The sequence below is a fragment of the Rhodovulum iodosum genome (assembly GCF_041020385.1).
Lineage (GTDB): Bacteria > Pseudomonadota > Alphaproteobacteria > Rhodobacterales > Rhodobacteraceae > Rhodovulum > Rhodovulum iodosum.
Map to the genome: position 1 here is coordinate 126,441 of NZ_JBEHHI010000002.1, position 24,343 is coordinate 150,783.

The 24,343-nt window shown below is 67.6% G+C and carries 26 protein-coding genes and 1 pseudogene; 22 read left to right on the top strand and 5 right to left on the bottom strand.

Annotation, left to right across the window (positions count from 1 at the left end; translation table 11 throughout):
• Positions 1-9: 9 nt before the first annotated feature.
• Genes Ga0609869_RS09720 through Ga0609869_RS09750 form a run of 7 tightly spaced genes read left to right on the top strand, consistent with a single transcriptional unit; the run spans position 10 to position 6,655 of the window.
• Positions 10-432 carry an HNH endonuclease signature motif containing protein gene (locus Ga0609869_RS09720; protein ID WP_170168834.1) on the top strand — a complete coding sequence of 141 codons (423 nt, stop codon included), beginning with the start codon at positions 10-12 and terminating at the stop codon, positions 430-432.
• Positions 429-1,253: a PD-(D/E)XK nuclease family protein gene (locus tag Ga0609869_RS09725; protein ID WP_125406568.1), complete on the top strand. Its 825-nt coding sequence runs from the start codon at positions 429-431 to the stop codon at positions 1,251-1,253. The genes Ga0609869_RS09720 and Ga0609869_RS09725 overlap by 4 nt, the downstream gene beginning before the upstream one ends.
• Positions 1,250-2,533 carry an ATP-dependent DNA helicase gene (locus Ga0609869_RS09730; RefSeq protein ID WP_125406570.1) on the top strand — a complete coding sequence of 428 codons (1,284 nt, stop codon included), beginning with the start codon at positions 1,250-1,252 and terminating at the stop codon, positions 2,531-2,533. Before Ga0609869_RS09725 ends, Ga0609869_RS09730 begins: the two co-directional genes overlap by 4 nt.
• Positions 2,526-5,456: a DUF7146 domain-containing protein gene (locus Ga0609869_RS09735; protein ID WP_125406573.1), complete on the top strand. Its 2,931-nt coding sequence runs from the start codon at positions 2,526-2,528 to the stop codon at positions 5,454-5,456. Before Ga0609869_RS09730 ends, Ga0609869_RS09735 begins: the two co-directional genes overlap by 8 nt.
• A 56-nt stretch (positions 5,457-5,512) precedes the next feature.
• Positions 5,513-6,031 carry a crossover junction endodeoxyribonuclease RuvC gene (locus tag Ga0609869_RS09740; RefSeq protein ID WP_125406576.1) on the top strand — a complete coding sequence of 173 codons (519 nt, stop codon included), beginning with the start codon at positions 5,513-5,515 and terminating at the stop codon, positions 6,029-6,031.
• Positions 6,028-6,237, top strand: coding sequence for a hypothetical protein (locus Ga0609869_RS09745; protein ID WP_241094982.1), 210 nt, complete (start codon positions 6,028-6,030; stop codon positions 6,235-6,237). The genes Ga0609869_RS09740 and Ga0609869_RS09745 overlap by 4 nt, the downstream gene beginning before the upstream one ends.
• Positions 6,230-6,655 carry a DUF6362 family protein gene (locus Ga0609869_RS09750; protein ID WP_125406578.1) on the top strand — a complete coding sequence of 142 codons (426 nt, stop codon included), beginning with the start codon at positions 6,230-6,232 and terminating at the stop codon, positions 6,653-6,655. The genes Ga0609869_RS09745 and Ga0609869_RS09750 overlap by 8 nt, the downstream gene beginning before the upstream one ends.
• On the opposite strand, the gene Ga0609869_RS09755 is transcribed toward Ga0609869_RS09750, so the two are convergent.
• Positions 6,649-7,590, bottom strand: coding sequence for a BstA C-terminal domain-containing protein (locus Ga0609869_RS09755; RefSeq protein ID WP_093361787.1), 942 nt, complete (start codon positions 7,588-7,590; stop codon positions 6,649-6,651). The genes Ga0609869_RS09750 and Ga0609869_RS09755 overlap by 7 nt on opposite strands.
• 613 nt (positions 7,591-8,203) lie before the next feature.
• Here Ga0609869_RS09755 and Ga0609869_RS09760 point away from each other — a divergent pair.
• The 4 genes from Ga0609869_RS09760 (at position 8,204) to Ga0609869_RS09775 (ending at position 11,706) form a co-directional block, all read left to right on the top strand.
• Complete coding sequence (locus tag Ga0609869_RS09760) at positions 8,204-9,541, top strand: site-specific DNA-methyltransferase (protein WP_125406581.1); 1,338 nt, start codon at positions 8,204-8,206, stop codon at positions 9,539-9,541.
• A gap of 13 nt (positions 9,542-9,554) precedes the next feature.
• Entirely contained in the window at positions 9,555-10,568 is a 1,014-nt protein-coding gene (locus Ga0609869_RS09765) for a DNA cytosine methyltransferase (RefSeq protein ID WP_369022853.1), read from the top strand.
• Positions 10,569-10,577: 9 nt separating this feature from the next.
• Complete coding sequence (locus tag Ga0609869_RS09770) at positions 10,578-10,814, top strand: DUF7220 family protein (RefSeq protein WP_125406587.1); 237 nt, start codon at positions 10,578-10,580, stop codon at positions 10,812-10,814.
• A 76-nt stretch (positions 10,815-10,890) separates the two neighbouring features.
• On the top strand, positions 10,891-11,706 hold the full coding sequence (locus Ga0609869_RS09775; RefSeq protein WP_125406590.1) for a hypothetical protein: 816 nt from the start codon (positions 10,891-10,893) through the stop codon (positions 11,704-11,706).
• Positions 11,707-11,765: 59 nt separating this feature from the next.
• On the opposite strand, the gene Ga0609869_RS09780 is transcribed toward Ga0609869_RS09775, so the two are convergent.
• Positions 11,766-12,353 carry a DUF3489 domain-containing protein gene (locus Ga0609869_RS09780; RefSeq protein WP_125406593.1) on the bottom strand — a complete coding sequence of 196 codons (588 nt, stop codon included), beginning with the start codon at positions 12,351-12,353 and terminating at the stop codon, positions 11,766-11,768.
• A gap of 94 nt (positions 12,354-12,447) precedes the next feature.
• A complete protein-coding gene (locus Ga0609869_RS09785) occupies positions 12,448-12,720 on the bottom strand; it encodes a hypothetical protein (RefSeq protein WP_125406596.1) in 273 nt (90 codons plus the stop codon).
• Positions 12,721-12,830: 110 nt separating this feature from the next.
• Between Ga0609869_RS09785 and Ga0609869_RS09790 the strand changes: the two genes are divergently transcribed.
• The 8 genes and pseudogenes from Ga0609869_RS09790 (at position 12,831) to Ga0609869_RS09835 (ending at position 20,535) form a co-directional block, all read left to right on the top strand.
• Positions 12,831-13,388 carry a hypothetical protein gene (locus Ga0609869_RS09790; protein WP_125406599.1) on the top strand — a complete coding sequence of 186 codons (558 nt, stop codon included), beginning with the start codon at positions 12,831-12,833 and terminating at the stop codon, positions 13,386-13,388.
• A pseudogene (locus tag Ga0609869_RS18360) lies at positions 13,339-15,337 on the top strand (phage terminase large subunit family protein). Before Ga0609869_RS09790 ends, Ga0609869_RS18360 begins: the two are co-directional and overlap by 50 nt.
• 2 nt (positions 15,338-15,339) lie before the next feature.
• Positions 15,340-15,546: a phage head-tail joining protein gene (locus Ga0609869_RS09810; RefSeq protein ID WP_008887551.1), complete on the top strand. Its 207-nt coding sequence runs from the start codon at positions 15,340-15,342 to the stop codon at positions 15,544-15,546.
• On the top strand, positions 15,546-17,090 hold the full coding sequence (locus Ga0609869_RS09815) for a phage portal protein (RefSeq protein ID WP_211336816.1): 1,545 nt from the start codon (positions 15,546-15,548) through the stop codon (positions 17,088-17,090). Before Ga0609869_RS09810 ends, Ga0609869_RS09815 begins: the two co-directional genes overlap by 1 nt.
• Before the next feature lie 13 nt (positions 17,091-17,103).
• Positions 17,104-19,164: a prohead protease/major capsid protein fusion protein gene (locus Ga0609869_RS09820; protein WP_125406608.1), complete on the top strand. Its 2,061-nt coding sequence runs from the start codon at positions 17,104-17,106 to the stop codon at positions 19,162-19,164.
• Between the two features lie 86 nt (positions 19,165-19,250).
• Positions 19,251-19,586, top strand: a complete 336-nt coding sequence (locus Ga0609869_RS09825; protein ID WP_125406611.1) for a DUF2190 family protein — start codon at positions 19,251-19,253, stop codon at positions 19,584-19,586.
• A complete protein-coding gene (locus Ga0609869_RS09830; RefSeq protein WP_125406614.1) occupies positions 19,586-19,897 on the top strand; it encodes a head-tail joining protein in 312 nt (103 codons plus the stop codon). The genes Ga0609869_RS09825 and Ga0609869_RS09830 overlap by 1 nt, the downstream gene beginning before the upstream one ends.
• Positions 19,898-19,902: 5 nt before the next feature.
• Positions 19,903-20,535 (top strand): DUF6441 family protein, encoded by a 633-nt coding sequence (locus Ga0609869_RS09835; protein WP_125406616.1) that lies wholly within the window; start codon positions 19,903-19,905, stop codon positions 20,533-20,535.
• 23 nt (positions 20,536-20,558) lie between these two features.
• On the opposite strand, the gene Ga0609869_RS09840 is transcribed toward Ga0609869_RS09835, so the two are convergent.
• Positions 20,559-21,314 carry a hypothetical protein gene (locus tag Ga0609869_RS09840; protein WP_125406620.1) on the bottom strand — a complete coding sequence of 252 codons (756 nt, stop codon included), beginning with the start codon at positions 21,312-21,314 and terminating at the stop codon, positions 20,559-20,561.
• 193 nt (positions 21,315-21,507) lie between these two features.
• Between Ga0609869_RS09840 and Ga0609869_RS09845 the strand changes: the two genes are divergently transcribed.
• A complete protein-coding gene (locus Ga0609869_RS09845; RefSeq protein ID WP_125406623.1) occupies positions 21,508-21,930 on the top strand; it encodes an acyl-CoA transferase in 423 nt (140 codons plus the stop codon).
• A 1-nt stretch (position 21,931) separates the two neighbouring features.
• On the opposite strand, the gene Ga0609869_RS09850 is transcribed toward Ga0609869_RS09845, so the two are convergent.
• The gene (locus tag Ga0609869_RS09850; RefSeq protein WP_125406626.1) at positions 21,932-22,819 is read right to left on the bottom strand and encodes a GIY-YIG nuclease family protein; all 888 of its coding nucleotides are present in this window, start codon (positions 22,817-22,819) and stop codon (positions 21,932-21,934) included.
• Between the two features lie 105 nt (positions 22,820-22,924).
• Between Ga0609869_RS09850 and Ga0609869_RS09855 the strand changes: the two genes are divergently transcribed.
• Positions 22,925-23,866: a phage tail tube protein gene (locus Ga0609869_RS09855; RefSeq protein ID WP_125406628.1), complete on the top strand. Its 942-nt coding sequence runs from the start codon at positions 22,925-22,927 to the stop codon at positions 23,864-23,866.
• The gene (locus tag Ga0609869_RS09860) at positions 23,866-24,303 is read left to right on the top strand and encodes a phage-derived protein YdaY family protein (protein WP_125406631.1); all 438 of its coding nucleotides are present in this window, start codon (positions 23,866-23,868) and stop codon (positions 24,301-24,303) included. Before Ga0609869_RS09855 ends, Ga0609869_RS09860 begins: the two co-directional genes overlap by 1 nt.
• The last annotated feature ends 40 nt before the right edge of the window (positions 24,304-24,343 follow it).

Genomic DNA, 24,343 nt, shown 5'->3' on the forward strand with positions numbered 1-24,343 from the left:
GAACTGCCGATGAGTTTCGGAGAAATCTGGCGCGACGTTCCCAGCGTCCCTGGCATCCTCGTAAGCAGCGAGGGGCGGGTGATGGTCACGCCCTACCGATACCCGATGCCGGGCGGTGGCGTGCGGCCCTATGGCGGTCAGCCGTATTTCGGCGTCTGGAACAAGACCGATGGTCGGTTCTGCGTGCAGGTGAAGCGCAAGACCTACAAGGTGCACCGGCTCGTCGCGGAGGCCTTCCATGGCCCGCCGCCCTTCGACGGCGCCATCGTCATGCATCTCGACGAGAACGCTGCGAACAACCGGGCCGACAACCTGAAATGGGGCACGCAGAAGGAGAACCTGAACGCTCCCGGCTTCCTCGAATACTGCAAGAACCGGACGGGTGAGCAGAGTCCCTGGATCAAGGGCCAGAAGAAGGCTCGCCATCCATGATCGATCTCAACCACCGCTCGGGCTTCGTCTATGGCCGCGCCGCCGATGCCCCGCCGCCGCTCGGCGCCCGGATCAACGCGCTGCTTGATGACGCGCTCGTGGCGGAGCGCGCTGGCCAGCGGCCCCGCGACTATCTCGGGGCCAGCCGGATCGGCGAGCCATGCGCGCGCCGCCTCGTCTACGAGTTCAGAAAGACGCCGGTCGATCCGGGCAAGGATTTCGAGGGACGGACCCTGCGCATCTTCGAGGCGGGTCACGTCTTCGAGGATCTCGCCATCCGCTGGCTGCGGCTGGCCGGATTCGACCTGCGGACCCAGACCCGCGAGGGCGGCCAGTTCGGCTTCGAGACCGCCGGCGGCCGGATCCGCGGGCATGTCGATGGGGTGATCGTCGATGGCCCGGCTCTCGGCCTGACCTGGCCCGTTCTCTGGGAGCACAAGGCGCTGAAAGCTTCCAGTTGGAATGACACGGCGAAGAAGGGCGTGCAGGTTTCCAAGCCCGTCTATTACGGCCAGCTGCAGATCTACATGGCCTATATGGGCCTCGGGTCGGCGCTCTTCACCGCGCTGAACAAGGACAGCTGCGAACTCTACCACGAGCACGTCCTCTTCGACCCGGCGACCGCGCAGGAACTGTCCGACAAGGCGGTCGCCGTGCTGCGCGCCGCGGATGCGGGCGAACTGCTGCCGCGGATCGCGACGAACCCCGATTTCTATCTCTGCCGGTTCTGCCCGTTCTCGGCACGCTGCTGGGGTGAGCCGCGTCCCGGAAACGCTCCGGTGGAGCGTTTCAGCGGCGAACGGCCGGAGGCCAGGGCATGACCGTCACACTTTCCGACATGCAGAGCCGCGCCATCGCGGCCATCCGCGACTGGTACGAGACCCGCCGCCACGAGCAGCAGGTGTTCCGGGTCTTCGGCTATGCCGGCACCGGCAAGACCACGACCACCGCGCAGGCGATCGAGGCGCTGGGGCTGGCGCCGATGACCCCCGGCGCGCCGGGCGGCGTGCTCTTCGGCGCCTTCACCGGCAAGGCCGCGCTCGTCATGACGCGCAAGGGCACGCCCGCGCAGACCATCCACAGCCTGATCTACCGCGTCTCCGAGGCGACGCCGGAAGAGATCGAGCGGGTGACCGAGGACCTGGCGGAGTTGCGTCGCGAGCTGCCGCGCATGGGGCCGGCCGAGCGCGACTTCGCCATGACGCGGATCGCCCAGCTCGAGATGCGGCTCGAGGACATCCACCAGCCCAAGTTCCTGATCAACGAGCAGTCGATCCTGCGCGACGCGGACCTCCTCGTCCTCGACGAGGTGTCGATGGTGGGCGAGGACCTTGGGCGCGACCTTCTCGCCTTCGGCAAGCCCATCCTCGTGCTTGGCGATCCGGGCCAGCTGCCCCCGGTGAAGGGCGCCGGGTTCTTCACTAAGGCCGCGCCCGACGTGATGCTGACCGAGGTGCACCGGCAGGCCAAGGACAGCGCCATCCTGCGGCTGGCGACGCTGGCGCGGCAGGGCGCGCCGATCCCCATGGGCGCGCATGACGACCATGTCTGGAAGATGTCGCGCCACGAGGTCGGCCCGGAGCAGATGTTGCGCGGCGGACAGGTGCTCTGCGGCACTAACGCGACGCGGCGCTGGCTGAACACCGCCATGAAGCGCGCGGCCGGGTTCGCGGCAGACTATCCGACAGGCAGCGGCGAGAAGATCATCTGCCTGAAGAACCGTCACGATCTCGGGCTGATCAACGGCATGTTCCTGACGCTCAGCGACGTGCGCCAGGACCCCGACGACACCTTCGCCTTCAGCGCAATGGTGGAGACCGAGGACGGCGAGACCATCGCCGGGCGGCAGAGCCTCTGGCGCGGCGAATACGCCGACCACATCGCCTACGACCCCGAGCGCGGACGCCGCGAATGGCAGATCAAGCGCGGTCTCATCGAGACCAGCTGGGGCTACGCCATCACCTGCCACAAGGCGCAGGGCTCGCAATGGGAGAACGTGGTCGTCTTCGACGATGGCTTCGGCCGCTCGGCGGCCGACAGGAACCGCTGGCTCTATACCGCGATCACGCGGGCCGAGCGGGGGCTGGTGATCCTTGCTTGATCTGAACGACGCCCTCCCGCCCGCAACCGAGGCGCCGCGCTACGATCTCGACCTGATCGTCGAGCGTCTCCGCGAGACCGCCCCGCACTGGGTGCCCGACCTCTTCCCGCGCGGTCGCCGCTCCGGCGACGAGTGGCGGCTCGCCAACATCCGGGGCGACGCGCCCCGCAACACCGGCTCCTGCGTCATCACGCTGCGCGGCGCGCATGCGGGCGACTGGATCGACTTTGACGGCAACCATGGCGGCGGGCCGATCAGCGCGATCGAGGAGGCGACCGGGCTCGATGGCCGCGCCCTGATCGCGCGGGCCGCCGAGATCGCCGATGTCACCCCCGGCGCCCCCGAGCGCCGCGCGCCCGCGACACCGCCGACGCCGAAGCGCGATGCCACTCGGGAGATCGCGCATATCCTGTCGTCGGCCCAGCCGATCGCCGGGACGCCGGCTGCGGACTACCTAGCGGGACGCGGTCTGGATGTCCCCACTGGGGCTGATCTGCTCTTCCATCCCGACCTGGCGCATTACGAGACGAAGGCGGGCTATCCGGCGCTGGTGGGTCAGGTGCGCGACCGGGACGGCGACGTCATCGGGCTGCATCGGACCTGGCTCGCGGCGGACCCCGACGGCAGCATCCGCAAGGCGCCGCTCGACAAGGCGAAGAAGATGCTCGGCCGTGTGGCCGGCGGCGCGGTGCGGCTCGCGCCCCTCGGCGACGGCGACAGGCTCGCGCTCTCGGAGGGGATCGAGACCGGCCTCGCGGCCATGACCGCCTGTCCCGATCTGCCGGTCTGGGCCACGCTCTCGACTTCCGGCCTCGAACAGGTCGAGCTGCCGCCGGCCGCCCGGCGCGTCGTGATCCTCGCCGACAACGACGCCTCGGGCGCCGGCCTTCGCGCCGCGGATGCCGCCGCGCGACGGCTGCGCGCGCAGGGGCGCGATGTCGCCATCGCCGTGCCCCCCGAGGAAGGCCAGGACTTCAACGACCTGCTGCTGAGCGACGGCCCCGCGGCCGTGGCGCGCGTGATCGCCGCGGCGGAGTCGGTCGTCGAGGCCGAGACGGTGATGCAGATCGGGCAGCACCGCCCGCTCAACTATCAGGGCTCGGGCGACACGGTCCCGACGCTGCGCGCCGACGAGGGTGATCTGGCGCGTGCGAACGAGCAGGTCTGGAGCCTGCTCATGGCCTCGAACCGCTGTCCATGGCTCTTCCGCCTGGCAGGCCAGCCCACATGGGTCGTCCCCGACGACGAGGGCCGGCCCGTCGCCACCGCGCTCAACGAGGAGAAGCTCCGCCACATGCTTGCGCGGCTTGCCCGCTGGGTGCGCGTGAACGCCAAGGGCGAGCCGATCTCGGCGCCGCCGCCTTTGCCGGTGGTCAAGTCGGTCCTCGCCACGCCCGATCCCGCGCTTCCCGTGCTGACGGGCATCGTGAACACCCCCGTGTTCGGCCGGAACGGCACGCTGCTCACCACGCCCGGCTACCATCCCGACGCGCGGTTGCTCTACGTCCCGGCGCCGGGCTTCGCCGTGCCGGACATCCCCGCCAAGCCAACCCCGGCCGAAATCGCCGCGGCGCGCGCGCTGATCTGCGAGGATCTGCTCGGGGACTTCCCCTTCACCGGCGATGCCGAGCGCTCCCACGTCGTGGCGCTCCTGCTGCTGGGCTTCCTGCGCGGCATGATCGACGGGCCGACGCCACTGCATCTGATCGAGAAGCCCGCGCCCGGGACCGGGGCCACGCTGATGGTCGATGCGATCACCGGCATCCTGACCGGTGCGGGCGCCAGCGTGATGACCGAGGGGCGCGACGACGAGGAATGGCGCAAGCGCGTGACCGCGAAGCTCCGTCAGATCCCCTCCATCGTGCTGATCGACAACCTCCGCGCCACGCTCGACAGCTCGGCGCTCGCTGCCGCGCTCACGGCGCCCTTCTGGGAGGACCGCATCCTCGGTCATTCCGAGATGGCGCGGCTGCCGATCCGCTGCCTGTGGATCGCCACCGGGAATAACCCGGAGTTCTCCAACGAAATGGCCCGGCGTCTCGTGCGCATCCGGCTCGATCCGCACACCGACCGCCCCTGGCAGCGCTCGGACTTCCGCCACCCCGACCTGATGAGCTGGGTGCGCGCCAACCGGGCCCGGCTGGTCGCGGCCTGCCTGACGCTCTGCCAGGCGTGGATCGCCGCCGGCCGGCCCCGCGGTGGGCGCAGCATCGGCTCCTTCGAGAACTGGGCCCATGTGCTCGGCGGCGTGCTCGAGGTGGCGGGCATCCCGGGCTTCCTCGGCAATCTCGAAGAGATGATGGAGTCCTCCGACAGCGAGGGCGCCGCCTGGAACGTCTTCATCGGCGCCTGGTGGGACAGGTTCGGCACCGCCGAGGTGACGGCCGCGGAGGTCTACGACATCGCGCTCTTCTGCGATCCGCCGCCGCCGATGAGCGGCGCCAACGAGCAGGCCCGCAAGACCAGCTTTGGGATGTCCATCGGGCGCATGCGGGACCGCGTGTTCCGCCTCGGCGATCTCCGCGTCCGGCTGGTGAAAGCCGGCACCTACCGGCGCGCCACGAAGTGGCAGCTGAAGGTCACCGAGGACGAGCGCCCCTCGGCAGCGGACCGCCGCAGCGCCGATCCGTGTGAGCCTCGGGCCGGTCGTGTGAGCCTCGAAAACGAAGGCTCACATGCGCAACGCTCTGATACCAAACCGAAATGTGAACCTTGTGAGCCTTGTGAACCTTTTTCCACCCTTACGCGTGCGTGCACGCGCGTGCGCACGAAAGGAGATGCCGGAAAAGGTTCACAACCCTCACAAGGCTCACAAAGCATCGTCGTTTCAACGGGTTGCGGGTGTGAACCTCCGTGTGAGCCTCCCGCGGCAGGCTCACAGGCCTCACCGCGCCCGGATTGGCTGCGGGAGCTCGACCGATGAGCCCCGCGCGCCGCCCTCATCCCTTCATCGAGCAGCAGACAGGAAAGGAGCCCCCGATGGCCCATGCATCCCTCACCCCGTCGCCCGCGATCACGCCCGTGGGCGGCACGCCGGTCCTTCTCGCCCTCGACCTCGGCACCACTACCGGTTGGGCGCTGCGCGCCGCGGACGGGCTGATCACCAGCGGCACGGTGTCGTTCCGGCCGAGCCGCTACGACGGCGGCGGCATGCGCTATGTCCGCTTCCGCGCTTGGCTGGAGCGGCTGGCCGCGGATGCAGGGCCCATCGGCGCGATCCACTTCGAGGAGGTGCGCCGGCATGTCGGGACCGACGCGGCCCACGTCTTCGGCGGCCTGCTCGCCACCTTGACCGCATGGGCTGAGACGACGGGCGTGCCCTATCAGGGCGTCCCGGTGGGCACGATCAAGCGCCACGCAACCGGCAAGGGGAACGCCCCGAAGGAGGCGATGATCGCGGCGGCCCGCGCCCGCGGGTTCAGCCCGGCCGACGACAACGAGGCCGACGCCATCGCTATCCTGTTCTGGGCGATCGAGACCGCAGGAGGCGTGGCATGAGCAGGATGCGCTACACGCCCAAGGGTTATGGCGGCCGCCGCCGTGACCCCGAGCAGGTCAAGCGCGAGGGCTGGCACGAACAGCGGATGCTGGCGGTCTCGCTGGACGACCAGCGGCTCACCTGGCCGGAGCGAGAGTTGATCCGTCAACTCGGGGACAAGCTCTATGGCAAGCCACCCGCGGTCCGGGAGGTGCGCCATGACTGACTGGACCATCGCGCAAGTGCAGGACCGCCTGGAACTCGCAGCCGACGTCTTCGCGCAGCAGCCCGCGGTGAAGCCGCAGGGCTACTTCAACGCGTGGCCCGAGTATTTCCACAGCTTCGCCGACCAGGTCGGTCAGGAGCCGCAGATGCGTCGGCCACGCCCGAGCCCTCGCCAGATCACCGAGGCCGAGGAAGCGATGCTATGGCTGCGCTGGCTCGAGAAGGACGACGCTCGCCTCGTCTGGCTGCGCGCCAACCGCACGCCTTGGAAGCCCATCTGTTGGGAGCTCGGCATAAGCCGCGCCACGGCGAACCGGCGCTGGCAATACGGCATCGCGGTCATCGTATGGCGGTTGAACGGGAGGCGGGTACCAGGCAAGCGGTCGATGGAGTTCGTGGTCCGCCGAGCCGCTCAATAGTTGGTAATCTGCGGGGCCTCGATCTTCGCAATCGTCAATTGCGCTATAGACGGCGGAATGGTGCCCTTCTTCGCCTTGTCATTGATGTATTTCCGGAATTTGCCGCCGCCGATGTAGTGATCCTGCAGCCACTCCCGATACGCACCCAATGCTTCGAGCGGATAGCACCAGGCCTCCTGAGGGTTGGACTTCGCCTGCGGGTGGCTATCGGGGTACCGGTGAGGGAACTTGTTGCGATCGCCAAACCGCTCATTGAAGCCGTTCTCGTCCCAGAACTTCGACCAATGCAGGCCGATCGAAATGTCGACAACGTTCTTCTCGTCGACTGGTGCGCCTGCCACGATCATCTCGTAGATCAGGGTCTCAGCTTCGTTGAATACGCTGAAGAATCCCTTGGGCGCGGACTGATAGTTCAAGGCAATGCGCTCATGCCACTTGTCGAAACGCGCGCGTCCGGTCGGGTCGTAACCAACCTGCGAGTAGATCATCTCGCGGAGTTTCGTCCCAGCGAGGATACGGAAATTGTCGCGGGCCTCTGGCTGGCAGTTCGTCCCGGCGTCGAACGCGTAATACTCAAGAATCGCCAGACACACCTCGGCCGGATAGCAATAGTGCACGACACCGTTGTGCGGCACTTCTATATGGGCGACCGAAGCCTCAAGGCCGAGCTTGGACAGGATCCCCTTGATGGCCTTGATCCTCGGCTTCGGATCTGCGTCGTCCCACTGAGCACTGATCGTGCCGATATGTGCGTTCTGAACGCCGCACAGCGCAGCGAGTCCCCGCTGATTCAAGTATGGCGTGCCGTCCGAGAGCACGCCCATGCCGATTCCATTGATCTCGGTGTCCTTTTCAATACCCAGATCGAGGACACCTTGGGTGATTTCCTCTCCATCGTTTTTGACGGGTAACGCCTTGATAGTACGGGGTTTCATGCCGATTTCCTCGCCGTCTGAACTGTTTCGGGCACCGCGATGAACTGCGAGGCCAACAGGCATCCCCGCCCACGGGAACAGAGTGGAAACATATCAGACTTTGGTCGCGACGCCAACCAGATGATGTGTGCTGCGATGCGGTGCGGTCGACATGCGGTAGGTGGTGTCAAGCTGCTTCCGACGACCGAGACAATTTCCTGCGAGACACCGGGCGGCGAGACGGATCGCCCTGCCGACGCTATCAATGGAGATATACTCGGGGTCGTGCGCTCGGGCGAACCGACGCTGATCTCGAGGTGGCCACCGGGGCTGGCTTCCGGGGTCCAGCCGGGGTCCATACCGCCAACCCATTGAATTCAATGGTTCCTTCCTGGCGACTATGTATGCTGGCGGGCTTGGCGCGAAATATCGCCAGCGACAGGGCCGATTTTTTGGGAAGCCACCGGAGTCCGGGGTCCAGCCGCGACGCCCGGAAATCTTCGTGAAATCAAACATCTGACGGGCCGCGCGGGGTGGATACCCCGCGGATACCGGAGTCCAGGCGGAGGCCGGTGGACCCCGCCGTGCCGGAGTCCACCCGGCGGATGCCGATCGACCATCGACAGGAACCTTCATGACCCTCGCCTTCGCCCCCGAGCGGATCGAGACCTGGCCGCTTGCGCGCCTGCAGCCCTACGCGAAGAACGCGAAGGTGCACGGGCCCGACCAGGTCGCGAAGCTCGCCGCCAGCATGGCCGAGTTCGGCTGGACCGTGCCGTGCCTCGTCGGCGAGGACGGCGAGCTGATCGCGGGCCACGGCCGGGTGCTGGCGGCCGAGCAGCTCGGGCTGACCGAGGCGCCGGTTATCGTGCTCGGCCACCTGACCGAGGCGCAGCGGCGCGCCTACCGCATCGCCGACAACAAGCTCACGGAACTCGGCAGCTGGGACGAGGCGCTTCTCTCGGCCGAGCTGCAGGACCTTCTCGCGGACGACTACGACCTGTCGCTGGTCGGCTTCTCCGATGGCGAGCTCGACAAGCTCCTGGCTTTCGATCCGGACGGGGGCGGTGACGAAGAAGGTGGCGCCAGGGGCTCCGTGCCGCCGGTGACCATCCCCGAACCGCCGCGCAATCCGGCTTCGCGGACGGGCGACCTGTGGATCCTAGGCGACCACCGGCTGCTCTGCGGCGACAGCACCAGCGCTGCCGATGTGCGCCGCCTGATGAATGGCGAGCGGGCGATCCTGTTCGCGACCGATCCGCCGTATCTCGTCGACTACGACGGCTCGAACCATCCGACCCGCAACAAGGATTGGTCCGCGTCCTATGGCACAACTTGGGACGACTCCTCGCAGGGCGCGGAGCTCTACGACGGCTTCATCGCTGCGGCGGTCGCCGAGGCCATCGCCGAAGACGCCGCCTGGTACTGCTGGCACGCCTCGCGCCGCCAGGCGATGCTGGAGGCTTGCTGGGAAAAGGCGGGCGCCTTCGTCCATCAGCAGATTATCTGGGTGAAGGACCGCGGGGTTCTGACCCGGTCGCATTACCTGTGGAAACACGAGCCCTGCTTCATGGGCTGGCGCCGTCCGAACCGTCCGCCGAAGGTGGCCGAGCAGACGCTGCCCTCGACGTGGGAGATGCCGTCCTTCGCAAAGGATGAACGCCCCGACCATCCGACGCCGAAACCGCTCGACGCCTTCGGCATCCCGATGCGCCAGCACGTCGCCCGCGGCGGCCTCTGCTACGAGCCGTTCTCGGGTTCCGGGTCGCAGATCATGGCGGGCGAGGCAAACGGCCGCCGCGTCTTCGCGATGGAAATCAGCCCGGCTTACGTCGATGTCGCCGTGGAGCGCTGGCAGGCCGAGACCGGCCGCGACGCGATCCTCGACGGTGACGGCCGAACCTTCGCCGAGGTGAAGGCCGAGCGGCTGGGCGAGACCCCGGCCGCGGCCGAGGGGGCCCACGCGGCCTGACGACGTGGATGGCGTGGCTCTACCTTCCTCCGGCCTGCCTGCCGGAACCGGCGACACGTGCCTCTTCGGCCTCTCGCTCTGCTCCGGCGCCGGCGGGCTCGATCTCGGGCTGCACCTCGCATGCCCCGGATATCGCACTGTGGGTCACGTCGAGCGGGACGCCTACGCCGCGGCGGTCCTCGTGGCGCGGATGGAAGACCCGGCCCTGGATCCGGCACCTGTCTGGGACGACGTTGCCACCTTCGACGGCTGCCCGTGGCACGGCGCGGTGGACATCGTTACTGCGGGCTATCCGTGCCAGCCATTCTCCGTCGCGGGCAAGCGTCGGGGCGCGGACGACCCGCGCCACCTCTGGCCGCATGTCGCCCGCATCATCGGCGAAGTGGAGCCACCGTTCGTCTTCCTCGAGAATGTCGCCCATCATCTCCGCCTCGGCTTCCCCGAAGTCGCCAGCGGACTGGTCGGCATGGGCTACAAGCTTGCGGCAGGCCTATTCACGGCGGCGGAAGTCGGTGCGCCCCACCGGCGCGAGCGGCTCTTCATCCTCGCCCACCGCGAGCGCGACCACCTGGCCGACCCCGCGCGCCTGCTCTGGGACGCGGTCGAGCGGCGGGAACCGGACCGAGATGATGCGGCTCTGGCCGACGCCGCTGGCCGGCGACAGCAAGGGCACGCGGAACCGGACGTGCAATCGCAGCGAGACGGCGCGCCCGCGCAACGACGGGACGACGCTCAGCGATGCGACGCGAATGTGGATGACGCCGACGGCGCGGGATCACAAGGACGGGGCGACGAGCCTCGCGAACACGCCGGTGAACGGGCTGCTTGGCCGCCAGGTCCTGGTGACGCCGATGGCTGGCGGGAGTTCCTGCGACACGCCCCGGACATTGAACCCGCTGTTCGTCGAGGCGCTGATGGGCTGGCCCACCGGGTGGACCGGCTTCGGCTCTGTGGCAACGGAGTGGTCCCGCTGGTCGCGGCGCATGCGCTCCGAACTCTCGCAGCTGAACTGCTGGCCGATGGATGAGGGGGCGGAGTGAAGCAGAGCCGGGCCATGTCGCTGGTCGAGGCGGTCGCCAACGTGGCGGTCGGGTATGGCGTCGCCGTCGTGACGCAGATCCTGATCTTCCCGGTCTTCGGGCTGCACACGACGCTGGCGCAGAACCTCAAGATGGGCGCGGTGTTCACGGTGGTGAGTATCGCGCGTTCCTTCGCCCTGCGGCGGCTGTTCGAAGCGATCCGGGTCGCGTCGAGTAACGACCGACCCAACTAGCGGAGAGCCAACGGTCGGTTTCGAAGTTGTCGCTATCCTTTTCAGTTCCTATGATTTCTCGAAGTGTAGGATGGGCATGAGGAACCGTTTCCCGTCCAGGCCAATCGACGGGATCGAGATCTTGAAGGCTTCAGACGAGCAGACGACGAATTCCGACACCTTGCCGGATGGCCTCGAGGCCCTTCGGCGGGAACTGAGCCTCTCGGACGTGATGGGCCTGATCGAGCGCACCGCGCGATGGGTCGACCCGACGACGTTCGAGTATCTGCCGGTCTGGTACCCGGAGCATGCGCGACGCGCGCTGTTCTACAAGGCCAACTGGTCCGAACCGCAGATGAACCGAAACCGACAGACCGGCGTCAGCATCCACAAGTCCGAAGGAAACGTGCATGCGAACAAGGCGCTGACGCTTGCTCTCGGCCTTCGGGCTGGAGAACGACCGAATTGGTCATGCTGCCACATCTGGGGCGTCGACGACGCGTTCTACCAAGTCAGCAACGCAGTGGTTCAGGACCGACGCTTCTTCTCCTGCGTCGCGAATATGGTCCTGCTGCCGACGCCTCTGAAGGCGTTCACGGACGTCATGACCGACGTAAAGATGATGCTTCGCGTCTGTGCGCTGCACCTCTACGGCTGGTCCTGCGACCACGACGACGTAGCGGACATCGCGGATCAGGTCGCCGACTGGGCGAATTGGGACGCCTATCCGGAAAGCTGGCCCAAACCGGGTCGGACGACGCTCCCGCTGGGCACGGCCAAGTTCTCGCCTCGGATCAAGGCGGCTGCAGACCGCAGGAAGGCCGCCATTCGTAAAGATCTAGCATCCGCTGGTCCGCACTATCCGCGGGAAGAGGTCCGCAAGGTGCTCGGTTATTGGAACATCTCGCTCTGAGAGAAGGAAGCCGCCGCCCCAAGCGGGACGGCGGCATCGGACGGTGGTGTTCTGCGGCTCTAGTCGCTGGGCAGGCTGTAGACCCGACCGCGGCCCTCGACCTTCTCCGAGGTGACTTCGAGCCCGAGCTTCTTCTTGAGCGCGCCGGCAAAGGCGCCTCGGACCGTGTGCGGTTGCCAGCCCGTTTCGGCAACGATCTCGTCGATGGTCGCGCCGCCCCCGGCGCGGAGCATCTCGATCAGCTTGGCCTGCTTGGTGCCCATGCGCGGTGTGCGCGCCTTGGGCGCGGGATCGGCTTCGGCGGGCGCGTCCTGCGAGGCCTCCGCATTCGGCGCTTCGTCGGCGCCCGTGGGCGCGCTGTCGCCGCTCTCCGGCTCGACGCCGATGGCGGCGAGGCCCGCATTCGTGATGTGCAGGAGGATGGCGTTGCCGTCCTCGTTGTTGCGCCAGATGCGGTTGAGGGCGGCGTCAGCCTTGGTCTGGCTGTCCGTCGTCGTCTCGACGATCAGTTTGCGGGAGAGCAGCGCGCCGACCACCTTGGCGGCGGCGCCGCCGCGGAGGGAGCCGGGAAGCGGCAGGACGTTGCGGTCCTCGCGCTGCGCGGCGGCGCTGAGGATCACGAGCTGGGTGTCGGAAAGCTTGGTCATCTGGGGTCTCCGGTTTCGGGGCCGCGACCGTCGCGACCCTCCTACGACCCCGAGCCGCGCGTCGGCGCGGCGGGAGTTCCGGCTGGGCCGGAGATCAGTCGGCGTGCTCGCCCTCGCCGAAGGCGCTGTCGGTGATGCGCTTCAGGAGGCTGGCGTAGTGTTCGAGGGTGCCGACATGGCCCCAGTTCACCTCATCGGGGTGAGCGTTGAAGTGGTCGTCGCTGAGCGCCTGAAGGCGGGCGAGCATCTCGTCGATCTCGGCTTTCTTGCCGATGAAGGCATTCAGGGCTGCGTCCTTGTTCCGGCGCGCTTTCTCGGCGCGGAGTTCGTGGCGCGGGGTCGTGATCGGGTTCAGGCGGGTGGTCATCGTGTTGCCTCCGGGTGAGTTGCATCGTCCTTGTGATCGGACGTTCGCTCCACGCGCCCGGCTTATCAACTCGATAAGCGCCTGACTTTGAATGATAATCGGGGCTGGCGATGCAGGGCATGAGCGAGCGCCAGTACGCCGCCCATGTCGGGCTGTCGCGCGGCGCAATCCAGAAGGCGAAGGCCGCCGGCCGGCTCGTCCTGCACGAGGATGGCAGCATCGACGCCGCGGCCTCGGACCGGCTGCGGGCGGAGGCGACCGACCCTTCCAAGACCAGGACGGCACCCGCGCCGAAGCTGAAGCCGGTGCCAGAGGCGGCGGTCTCGGCGGTCGGCGACACGCTGAAGGAACAGGGGATCGCCGCACCCGCAACGGGCGGCGGGACAACGTTCCTGCAGGCGAAGACGGCGCATGAGGTGCTGAAGGCGCAGGAGCGGCGCATCCGGCTCGCCAAGCTGAAGGGCGAACTGGTTGATCGCGACCGCGCCACGGCGCTGGTCTTCCGGCTCGCGCGCGAGGAACGCGATGCGTGGGTCAACTGGCCGGCGCGGGTGGCTGCGCTGATGGCGGCGGAGTTGGGAACGGAGACGGCGGCCATGCAGAAGGTTCTGGAGGCCCATGTCCGCGCCCATCTCGAGGAACTCGCCCAGCCCCGGATCGCCCTCTGAGGATATCGGGGCCTTTGACGGGGCGGAGGCGCTGCTCCGGGCCTGGGGCCGCGGGCTCACGCCCGACCCCTGGCTGACCGTCTCGGAATGGTCGGACACGCATCGCTGGCTGAGCTCGCGCGCGAGCGCCGAGCCCGGCCGGTACCGGACCGAGCGCACGCCCTACATGCGGGCGATCATGGACGCGCTCTCGCCCGGCGATCCGACGCAGCGGGTGGTGTTCATGAAGGCCGCGCAGGTCGGCGCGACTGAGGCCGGCAACAACTGGATCGGCTTCGTGATCCACCACGCGCCGGGCCCGATGCTCGCCGTCCAGCCGACGGTGGAGCTGGCCAAGCGGAACTCGCGCCAGCGGATCGACCCGCTGATCGAGGAAAGCCCGGCGCTGAAGGAGCGCGTCCGCCCGGCGCGGGCGCGCGACAGCGGCAACACGCAGCTGTCGAAGGATTTCCCCGGCGGCGTCTTGGTGATGACCGGCGCCAACTCGGCGGTGGGGCTGCGCTCGATGCCCGCCCGCTACGTCTTCCTCGACGAGGTCGATGCTTACCCGGCCGATCTCGGTTTACATCGGGCATAACAAACATTTATGTAAGCGCAAGCAGGTGATGCACTTGGAGATGTGATTATGCGAACTTTAGTCTTGTCCTGCCTTTTGATCTTAATGATGCCGCTGGTCGCCGCCGCCAACGAGTTGCGCGGCACATGGTCCGGCTACTACTATTGCAGCCAAGGCCCAACTTCTTTTGATCTCATTCTTGACGGCGTTACAATTGACGATTGGTTGGTCGAGGGTGTGTTCAGCTTTTACGCTCATCCGAGCAATCCTGAGGTGCCATCTGGCCGTTTTAAGGTTCATGCGCTGATGACGGGTGAGGATGAGTTTATTGTTGTTCCGAAGGGGTGGATAGAAAGACCTGGGAGCTTCAATCAAATTTATCTGATGGGTAGCCTCATTGAGCGCGGCAGTAAGATGAGGGGCCGAATTTATAGTGATCTTTTTCAACCTCTATCGTGTCCCGGCTTTCAGGCAACACGATAAAGGCATCTGCAAAACCGTTTCGATCGAAAGCATTCTACAATGCTGGGCGGCAGCGAGAACCGTTGAGGGAGCACTTGCCGCTGGTCTGTTCCTGACCGCCGGCGCCGATGTGCAGAAGGACCGGATCGAGGTCGGTGTCTGGGCCTGGGGCCGCGGCCTCGAAAGCTGGCTCGTCGATCATGTCGTGATCGAGGGCGGGCCGGCGCAACCCGACGCGTGGGCCGCGCTGACCGATCTGCTTGGCCGCAGCTGGCGCCATGCGGGCGGCGCGGAGCTGGGCCTCGCCCGGCTCGCCATCGACACCGGCTACGAGACGGCGGCGGTCTATGGCTGGGCCCGCTCGGTCGGCTTCGCGCTGGTGGCGCCGGTCAAGGGGCTCGAGGGCTTCAACCGTTCAAGTCCGGTCTCAGGCCCGACCTTCGTCGACGCCACCGCGGGCGGGAAACGCCTGCGCCGCGGCGCGCGGCTCTGGACCGTGGCGACATCGACCTTCAAGGCCGAGACCTATCGTTTCCTGCGGCTGGCACGGCCGACGACCGAGGAACTGGAGGCCGGCGCGGCGTTCCCGCCCGGCACGGCGCATCTGCCCGGCTGGGCCGACACGGAGTGGATCCGGCAGCTGACGGCCGAACAACTCGTGACGGTGCGCAACCGGCGCGGCTTCGCCAAGCTCGAATGGCAGAAGCTCCGCGAGCGCAACGAGGCGCTGGACTGCCGGGTCTATGCCCGCGCCGCCGCCTGGATCGCCGGCGCGGATCGCTGGCCCGAGGCGACATGGGCCGATCTCGAGGCGCAACTCGGCGTGCCGAGTGGGATGGACAGCCCGGCCGGCCTGATCGGTCGCTCTGATGCGGGCACGCAAGGCAAGCGCCGCTCCGACTGGCTCGGACGGCGGGAAGGATGGTTCTGACGATGGCCGACTGGACAGAGGCTGAACTCGCGGCGCTCCGGCGTGCATATGCGAGCGGGACGACGCGGGTGAGCTACGACGGCAAGACGGTGGACTACGGCTCGGCCGAGGACCTGCTCGGGCGCATCCGCACCATCGAGCGCCAGATCGCCGGGACGACGGCACGGCCCATCGCCGGCTTCGCCGGCTTCTCGCGCGGGGACCGCTGATGGTCTCCTGGCTCGACAGGGCCATCGCGAGCGTCGCCCCGCGCACCGCCACGCGCCGCGTGCTGGCGCGGCAGGCCTTCGAGGGGCTCGCCCGCTCCTACGAGGGTGCGGCCCGCGGCCGGCGCACCGACGGCTGGCACGCATCGGGATCCTCGGCCGACGCCGAGATCGGCCGGGCCGGCGCGCTGCTGCGCGACCGGATGCGCGACCTGGTCCGGAACAACCCGCATGCGGCCAAGGCGGTGTCGGTGCTGGTCAACAACATCGTCGGCGCCGGGATCATGCCGCGCGCGGCCAGCGGCGACGCTGCCCTCGACCGCGAGGTGGACCGGCTCTTCGAGATCTGGGCGCGGGGCTGTGACGCGGACGGTCAGCTCGACTTCTACGGGCTGCAGACGCTCGTCTGCCGCGAGATGGTCGAGGCCGGCGAGGTGCTGGTCCGCCGTCGCCCGCGCCGCCCCGGCGACGGCGTCGTGCCGCCGGTCCAGCTGCAGCTGCTCGAGGCCGACTTCCTCGACGCCACCCGCAACGGCGCGCTCGGCGCGGGCCAGGCGGTGCAGGGGATCGAGTTCGACGCGCTCGGCCGGCGCCGGGCCTACTGGCTCTTCGGCGCGCATCCGGGCGACGCCACGCTCAGCCTGACCAGCGGGCTCACCAGCCGGGCAGTCCCGGCCAGCGAGATCGCCCATGTCTACGAGAAGCAGCGCACGCAGGCGCGCGGCGTGCCCTGGGGCGCGCCGGTGATCCGGGCCCTGCGCGATCTCGACGACTACGAGGTGGCAGAGATCGTCCGCAAGAAGACCGAGGCCTGCGTCACCGCCATCGTCTTCGGCGACGAGGAGGCGCAGCAGGGCATCGCCCCCGCGGTGGTCGACGCCGATGGCAACCGGGTGGAGCAGTTCGAGCCAGGTCTCATCGCCTATGCCCGTGGCGGCAAGGACATCCGGTTCAACCAGCCCGCGGCCACGGGCGGCTACGGCGAGTACAAGCGGGCGAGCCTGCATACGATCTCGGCGGGCTTCCGCGTGCCCTACGAGCTGCTGACCGGGGATCTCAGCCAGGTGAACTACTCGTCGATCCGCGCCGGGCTCGTGGAGTTCCGCCGGATGATCGACGCGGTGCAGTGGCAGCTCTTCATACCGATGTTCTGTGCGCCGGTCTGGCGCTGGTTCACGGAGGCCGCATGGGCGGCGGGGCGGATCCCGACGCCGGACGTGCCGGTGGAGTGGTCGCCGCCGAAGTTCGAGGCTGTCGATCCGCAGAAGGACGCGATGGCCGACCTGCTGGCCATCCGCTCCGGCACCATGACGCTCGCCGAGGCAATCGCCCGGCAGGGCCGCAACCCCGACGCGGTGCTGGCCGAGATCGCGGCAACGAACGTGAAGCTCGACGAGCTGGGCCTCGTGCTCGACAGCGACCCGCGCCGGGTCACCAAGACCGGCAGCGCGCAATCCAATGCGCCGGCCGACCCCGCGACCTATCCGGATGACACCGCCTCAAGCAGCGAAGCGGTAGGCGACGAAACACCCGGCGACGGGGCCTGACGAGGATCCATTCATGGAGCAGACGATCGAACTGCCGGCGTTCCGCCGGTCGGCGGAGCTATCGCCGAACAGCATCGACCCGGAGACGCGCAGCGTCGAGGTGATCTGGTCGACCGGCGCCCGCGTGCGGCGCGCCGCGCTCTTCGGCGAGCCGCATGACGAGGAGCTCAGCATGGCGCCCGAGCATGTGCGGCTCGAGCGGCTGAACGCGGGCGCGCCGTTCCTGAAGGTGCACGAGGCGCACGATCTCGACGCGGTGATCGGCTCGGTCGTGCCGGGATCGGCGCGGATCGAGAACGGACAGGGTATCGCCCGCATCCGGCTCTCCGAGCGCAACGCCGTGGGAGACATCTGGCGCGACATCGAGGCCGGGCACATCCGCGCGGTCTCCATCGGCTACCAGGTCCACCGCTTCGAGATCAGCAAGCCCGACAAACAGCGCGAGCTCTGGCGGGCGGTGGACTGGACCCCGTTCGAGATCTCCGCCGTGCCGGTCGGCGCCGATCCCGCCGCGGGCTTCCGTTCCAACAGCGAACATCACGACTGCGTCCTCCACCGCCGGGACGCCCCCACCAGCGAAGGAGCATCCCCGATGACCGACAGGACCGAGACCGCGGCCGAGACGGCCGCGCAGAGCAACACCACGGCAGCGCCCGAGGAGACGAGCATGACCGACGACACCACCGGCGCTGCCGACACGCAGACCCGCGCCGCCGAGCCTAAACCCAAAGCGAAGCCGACAGCCGACCCGGCGCCGGAGGATCGCAGCCGCAGCGTCGACACCGACGCGCTGGTGAGCGAGGCCCGCGCGCAGGAGCGCGAGCGCGTCTCGACGATCCACGGGCTCGCCGACAAGCTCCAGCTCGAGCGCGGCTTCGCCGACGACCTGATCAAGCGCGGAGTCTCCATCGACGAGGCGCGCCGGCTGATCCTCGACCAGGTCGCGGCGAAGGCCGACGAGACGCGGACCTTCCCGCATGTCTCGATCCCGCTCGGAGGACGGGACGCCACGGTCACCCGGCGCGAGGCGATCTCGAACGCGCTCCTGCACCGCTACAGCCCGACGCTGTTCCCGCTGGAGGACGCCGCGCGCGAGTACCGCGGCATGACGCTGATGGAACTCGCCCGCGAAAGCCTCGAGACGGCGGGCGCCAGCACCCGCGGTTTCTCGCGCGACGAGGTGGCCACGCGAGCGCTGCATTCGACATCGGACTTCCCCGAGATCCTCGCGGCCGTCACCAACAAGACCCTTCGCCAGGCCTACGAGGCCTATCCGCGGACCTTCCCGCTCTTCTGCCGGCAGGTGCTCGCCACCGATTTCAAGGCGATGCACCGGGTCCAGCTGGGCGAGGCGCCGCAGCTCCTGAAAGTCGGCGAAAGCGGCGAGTTCAAGCGCGGCACGCTCGGCGAGAGCAAGGAGAGCTACCGCATCGAGACCTACGGCCGCGTCGTCGCCATCACCCGGCAGGTGCTGATCAACGACGATCTCGACGCCTTCACCCGGATCCCGGCGATGTACGGCAACTCCATCGCGCAGCTGGAGTCGGACGTGGTCTGGGACATCGTGACGTCGAACCCGGCCATGGCGGACGGCACGGCGCTGTTCCACGCGACCCACAAGAACCTCGCAGGCAGCGGCGCGGCGCTCGGGGTGGACAGCGTGGGCCTCGCGCGGGCGGCGATGCGCAAGCAGACCGGGCTCGACAAGAAGACGGTGCTGAACGTCCGGCCCGCCTTCCTGATCGTGCCGGCGGCGCTCGAGCTGAAGGCCGAGCAACTGGTCGCCCAGAACCTCGTGCCCGCCCAGAGCGGCAACGTGGTGCCGCAGTCGATCCGCACGCTCTCGCCCATCGCCGAGCCCCGGCTCGACGCGGCCAGCGAGACCGCCTGGTATCTGGCGGCAAGCCCGAACCAGATCGACACCATCGAGTACGCCTATCTCGAGGGCCAGCAGGGCGCGTACATCGAGACGCGCAACGGCTTCGACGTCGACGGCGTCGAGATCAAGTGCCGCCTCGACTTCGGCGCCAAGGCCATCGACTGGCGCGGCCTCTACAAGAACCCCGGCGCGTAAGCCGGGCCATCCCGCTGACCCCTGATCCCTGACGCACGGGCGGTCCTGATGGGCCGCCCGTCGTCGTTCCGCGAAAGGAACCCGCGATGAAGAACTACGTCCAACCGGGCAACACCCTCACCCTGACCGCGCCCTATGCCGTGACCTCCGGCGACGGCCTGCTCGTCGGCTCGATCTTCGGCGTGGCGGCCGGCGATGCCGCCAACGGTGCCACCGTTGAGGCTGCGCTCACCGGCGTCTTCGACCTCACCAAGATCGGCTCGCAGGCCTGGACTGCCGGCGCCAAGGTCTACTGGGATGACACCAACAAGCGCTGCACCACGGTCGCAACCGACAACACGTTGATCGGCGTCGCCGTCGAGGCGGTCGCAGGCGGCGCGGGCGACACCATCGGCCGGGTGCGCCTGAACGGCAGCTTCTGATGACCGCTTTCGCCGCCACCCTCGACGCGCTCTTCGCGGACGCGCATCTCGCGCGCGACGTCGTCTACACCGCCGAGGGCGGCGCGCCCGCACTGGTCCGCGCGATCCTGCGCAGGCCGGATGACGTCACCGGCTTCGGCGAGGCGCGCATCTGGTCGGAAACCACCCGGTTGGATCTGCGCCTCGCCGAGGTGGCGAGTCCGTGCCCGGGCGATCGCATCGAGATCGACGGCGAGGCCTTCCTCATCCAGGGCGAGCCTGTCCGCGATCGCGAGCGGCTCGTCTGGACCGTGGATTTGAGGCCGGCCTGACACCGATGAAGCTGAAGCTCGACATCACGCCCGATCTCGTCGCTGCGATGGCCGCGGAGGTGAAGGCCGGCGAGAAGGCCGTCACCGCCGCCATGCGCGAGGTCGGCACCGGGCTCAAGACCGCCTGGCGCGGCCAGATCACGGGCGCGGGGCTCGGAAGACGGCTCGCGAACTCGATCCGGAGCCGGACCTACCCGAAGGCCGGCGAAAGCCTGAACGCCGCGGCGCTGGTCTGGTCAAAGGCGCCGGTTATCGTCGGCGCCCACGACACCGGCCCGCTCATCCGCTCGAAGGAAGGCTTCTGGCTGGCGATCCCGACCGAAGCCGCTGGCCGAGGTCTGCGCGGCGCCAAGCTTACCCCCGGCGAATGGGAGCGCCGCCGCGGCCTGCGCCTGCGCTTCGTCTATCGCCGGCGCGGCCCGAGCCTGCTCGTCGCCGACAGGGCCCGCATCAACACCCGCGGCCAGGCGGTGGCGTCGCGCGCCAAGACCGGCCGCAACCAGGTCACCGCGCCGATCTTCCTGCTGGTGCCACAGGTGAAGCTGCCGAAGCGGCTGGACCTTACGCGGGACGCGGACCAAGCGTTGGATGGTGTCCCGGGGCTGATCGTAGCGAACTGGGTGGAGGGGAAGATGTAGCCGGACAAAACGTCCAAATCGACTTAGGCGCCGACTTGGTTTCTCGTCTGCCCGGTGAAGCCCCTACTTGATAGGTAGTGCGTGTACTCTCCTCGCATGTGATCGGTGCATCGATTCACAAGAAACGAAACGTCCTCGAGCGCCTTTTGTGTCGCATCCGCTGAAATAGCCTGAATTGCCGATCTGGGGCGATCGCAGTTGTGGATGCAGTCATGGCGCCGCTGAAAAACGGATTGCATTCGCCGCCCAAATTTCTCCAAGGCGTTTTTCTTGGCCTTTGCTTTTCCGCCCGCTGGCGTCTGTTGGTAGGCATGCCTCGTGATCCCAAATTGGCGCTGCTTCATATCAGCATGTAGAATCCAACTCTCGACGGTCTCTTGGGTCAGGAGTTTGTGTTGATCTCGGCAGAAGATGTTCAGCAGATCTTTTATCTGCTGGATGGATAGAACGCTCTCTTTCTCGATCATCTCTCGCGCAGCCATCCTCCAACGCCACCCGTTGCTGGAATTGAGGACTGCAACAACGGGCACTTTGAGGTTGTTGAGCTTGTCCTGAAGGTTTCCAGAGGGCTGACGCTCCTTTGCACGGAGGGTTCGAGTGACCAGGTCTGCATAGGCATCGCAGAAGAATGCATCACTCGCCCCCACTCCAGCCATCCAAGCAGACCTGAGGAGATCATCCTTCAAGCGTCCATCCGCTAGACCAGCAGCATGGGCCTGAATGTCCCTTGCGCGCTGAACATCTTCGTCGAAATGCTGCTTCGCCGTTCCCAAGATCACGCGTTATACCTCCGGATGACTTGCAACAGAAATGACGATTACTCCGCTCAGCTGCAACAAATTCGCGTCTCCAATGATCAATAGAAAACGGCCGAGCAGATGAGTTCGCCTGGGCGTAGAGCCGTTACCGTGCGATCCAAAGCATAGTTCTCGCGCCCAAAGCCACGTACCGTCTTCATGGTGATCTACCAAAATGCCCATGTCCCGCGAAACCATCCTCGCCGCGCTGCACGCGCGGCTCTCGGCGCTGCCTGCCACCGCCCTGCGCGGTGAGGTGCTGCCCGAGCGTGTGCCGGTCGAAGGTTTGCTGATCCTGCGCGACGGCGAGCCGGGGGAGCCCGAGGTAACGATGTCGCCGCTTGCCTATCATTACCAGCACCGGGCGGAGATCGAGGCGGTCGTACAAGGCGCTGGCCGTGACGCCGCTTTCGACACGTTGACCGCCAGCGTCGGCAAAGCGCTCGCTGCCGACCGGACGCTGGGTGGGCTCTGCGATTGGGTCGAGGCGGAAGCGCCACGGCCGGTCGATCTGCCCGTCGAGGGCGCGGCCACCCTGAAGGCGGCGGTCATTCCGGTGGTCTTGCATTATTCAACTGACGATCCTCTCGGCGGGTGACTCAGTTGGCGTTGAGCCCGAACGGTTGCCGGGAGTGAAGGCGTAGCTTCCAGCTGTTTTCCCGGGCGATGACGTCCTCTGGCGGCAGGTCCGGCGCGAGGCGTTCGAGAATGCTGAACCGAAAATGGCGAGGGTCACGACCGCGGAGGTCACGGTTTCCACCATGACCATCCCGGGCGTAGGCCTGCCACCGACCGAGGATGTTGTCGCGACCATAGGCAGAACCGACATAGGTGCGGCGGTCGCTTTCATCAAAGATGAGGTAAATCCCGCGCCATTCGGCCAGCCGCGCCCGCCACGAGCCTGGCAAGGTTGCGAGCTCTGCGAAGGTCAGGTCGATGTCACGCCAGTCGGGCGGTGGAGCCGCGAACGCGCTTTCCTCTAGGATCGCGCTCACGGGGAACGTGCCACGGTCCACCCACCGGAACCATGAGCGCTCTGGCGGCGGAAAATCGATGACCAGTCGCCCGCGCCAGTCGCTGTAGAACGGCAGGCGTTCCAGATCGAACTGAAAGCGCGAACCCAACCTTTCGGCCTCTTCAGTGGTGAAGCCTTCGTATCCCATGTCCCGGAGGATCAGGTTCCCCGGTATCCGCCAGAAGGCGTCATGGTCGAGCTCGCGCGCCTCACCAATGCGATAAAGCCCGACGAAATGCGCCTTGCCCGGCGACACGCCGACGAAGCTTGCCACGTACTCGGCCCGACGCAGGGCGGTTTCAGGTCGGCCGGGGACCGACTGGTAGGTTTCAAAAAGGTTCGGGCGTTCTTCGATTATCCACGGCATTGCCCGCGCGAGACGGGGTTCGAAAGGCCGATGGCGCAGCAGGACGATGCGCTCCCTGGCATCCGGGTCGTATCCTTGAATGCGCAGCAGGTCCTTGAAATCCATAGCAGCTTTGCTCCCAGCCCAATGGGGGCAGACTAAGCCCAGCGTCGCGAGGCAGCAACGCCGCCTCATGCGATCCGTCCCGCGAGACGATGAAAGGAGACTACCATGGCACGAGCCCAGGGGGCGCGGGCGCTGATGGCGCTTGCGTTCGAGACGACCTATGGAACGCCGCCCGCCAGCGGCTTCACCCGCATGCCCTTCGCCAGCACCTCGCTCGGTGCCGAGCAACCGCTGCTGAACTCCGAGCTTCTCGGCTACGGCCGCGATCCGCTGGCGCCGATCAAGGACGCGGTGACGGCGGACGGCGATGTCGTGATGCCGCTCGATGCAGAGGCACTTGGCTTCTGGCTGAAGGCGGCCTTCGGCGCGCCCACGACAACGGGCGTGGAGGCGCCCTATAGCCACGAGTTCCAGTCGGGTGCCTGGACGCTGCCGAGCCTCTCCATCGAGACCGGCATGCCAGAGGTCCCGCGCTACGCCATGTATTCGGGCTGCGTGCTCGACCAGATCACCTGGCAGATGCAGCGGTCTGGCCTGCTGACGGCTACCGCGCGGCTGGTGGCGCAGGGCGAGACGGTCGGGACGACCACCAGCGCCGGGACACCCGCTGCGCTCGAGCTCAAGCGCTTCGGCCATTTCAACGGCGCGATCACCCGCAATGGCTCGGCCCTCGGCAACGTGGTCTCGGCCGAGATCACCTATGCCAACAACCTCGACCGGATCGAGACCATCCGCTCGGACGGGCGCATCGACGGCGCGGACCCGTCCATCGCGGCGCTGACCGGCCGGATCGAGGTGCGCTTCGCCGACCAGACGCTGGTGACGCAGGCCATCAACGGCGAGGCCTGCGAGATGGAGTTCGCCTACGTTCTGCCGTCCGGCGAGAGCTTCACCTTCACGGTGCACGCCGTCTACCTGCCGCGTCCCCGCATCGAGATCTCCGGGCCGCAGGGGGTTCAGGTAACCTTCGACTGGCAGGCGGCCCGCGACAGCGTCGTCGGCCGGATGTGCACCGCCACCCTCGTGAACGACGTGGAGACGTATTGATGCTCACGCTCGACCTCACCAACGCCCCGCGCTGGCACGATCTCGCTACCGGCGTCCGCGTGCAGCTGCGCCCGCTGACCACCGCGCTGATGGTGGCGACCCGAAGCGATCCGGCTGTCGAGGCCGTGCCCGATGAGGCCTCGGATGAGGAACGCGCCGTCGCCTTCGCCAAGGCGCTGGCGCGGCGCGCAGTGCTCGCCTGGGAGGGCATCGGCGACGCCGATGGGAACGCGATCGATCCAAGCCCCGAGGCCATCGACGCGCTGCTCGACATCTGGCCGATCTTCGAGGCGTTCCAGCTGACCTACGTCTCCAAGGGCCTGCTGCTGGAACAGGAAAAAAACGCCTCCGCGCTCTCGCCGAATGGTCCTTCGGCGGGGGCGAGCGGTACTGCCAAGCCTGTGCGCAAGCCTGCCCGGACTGCCCGGCGCGGCTGAACCGTCCGGAAACACCGGAGGGCTGGCAGGTCTGGGACCT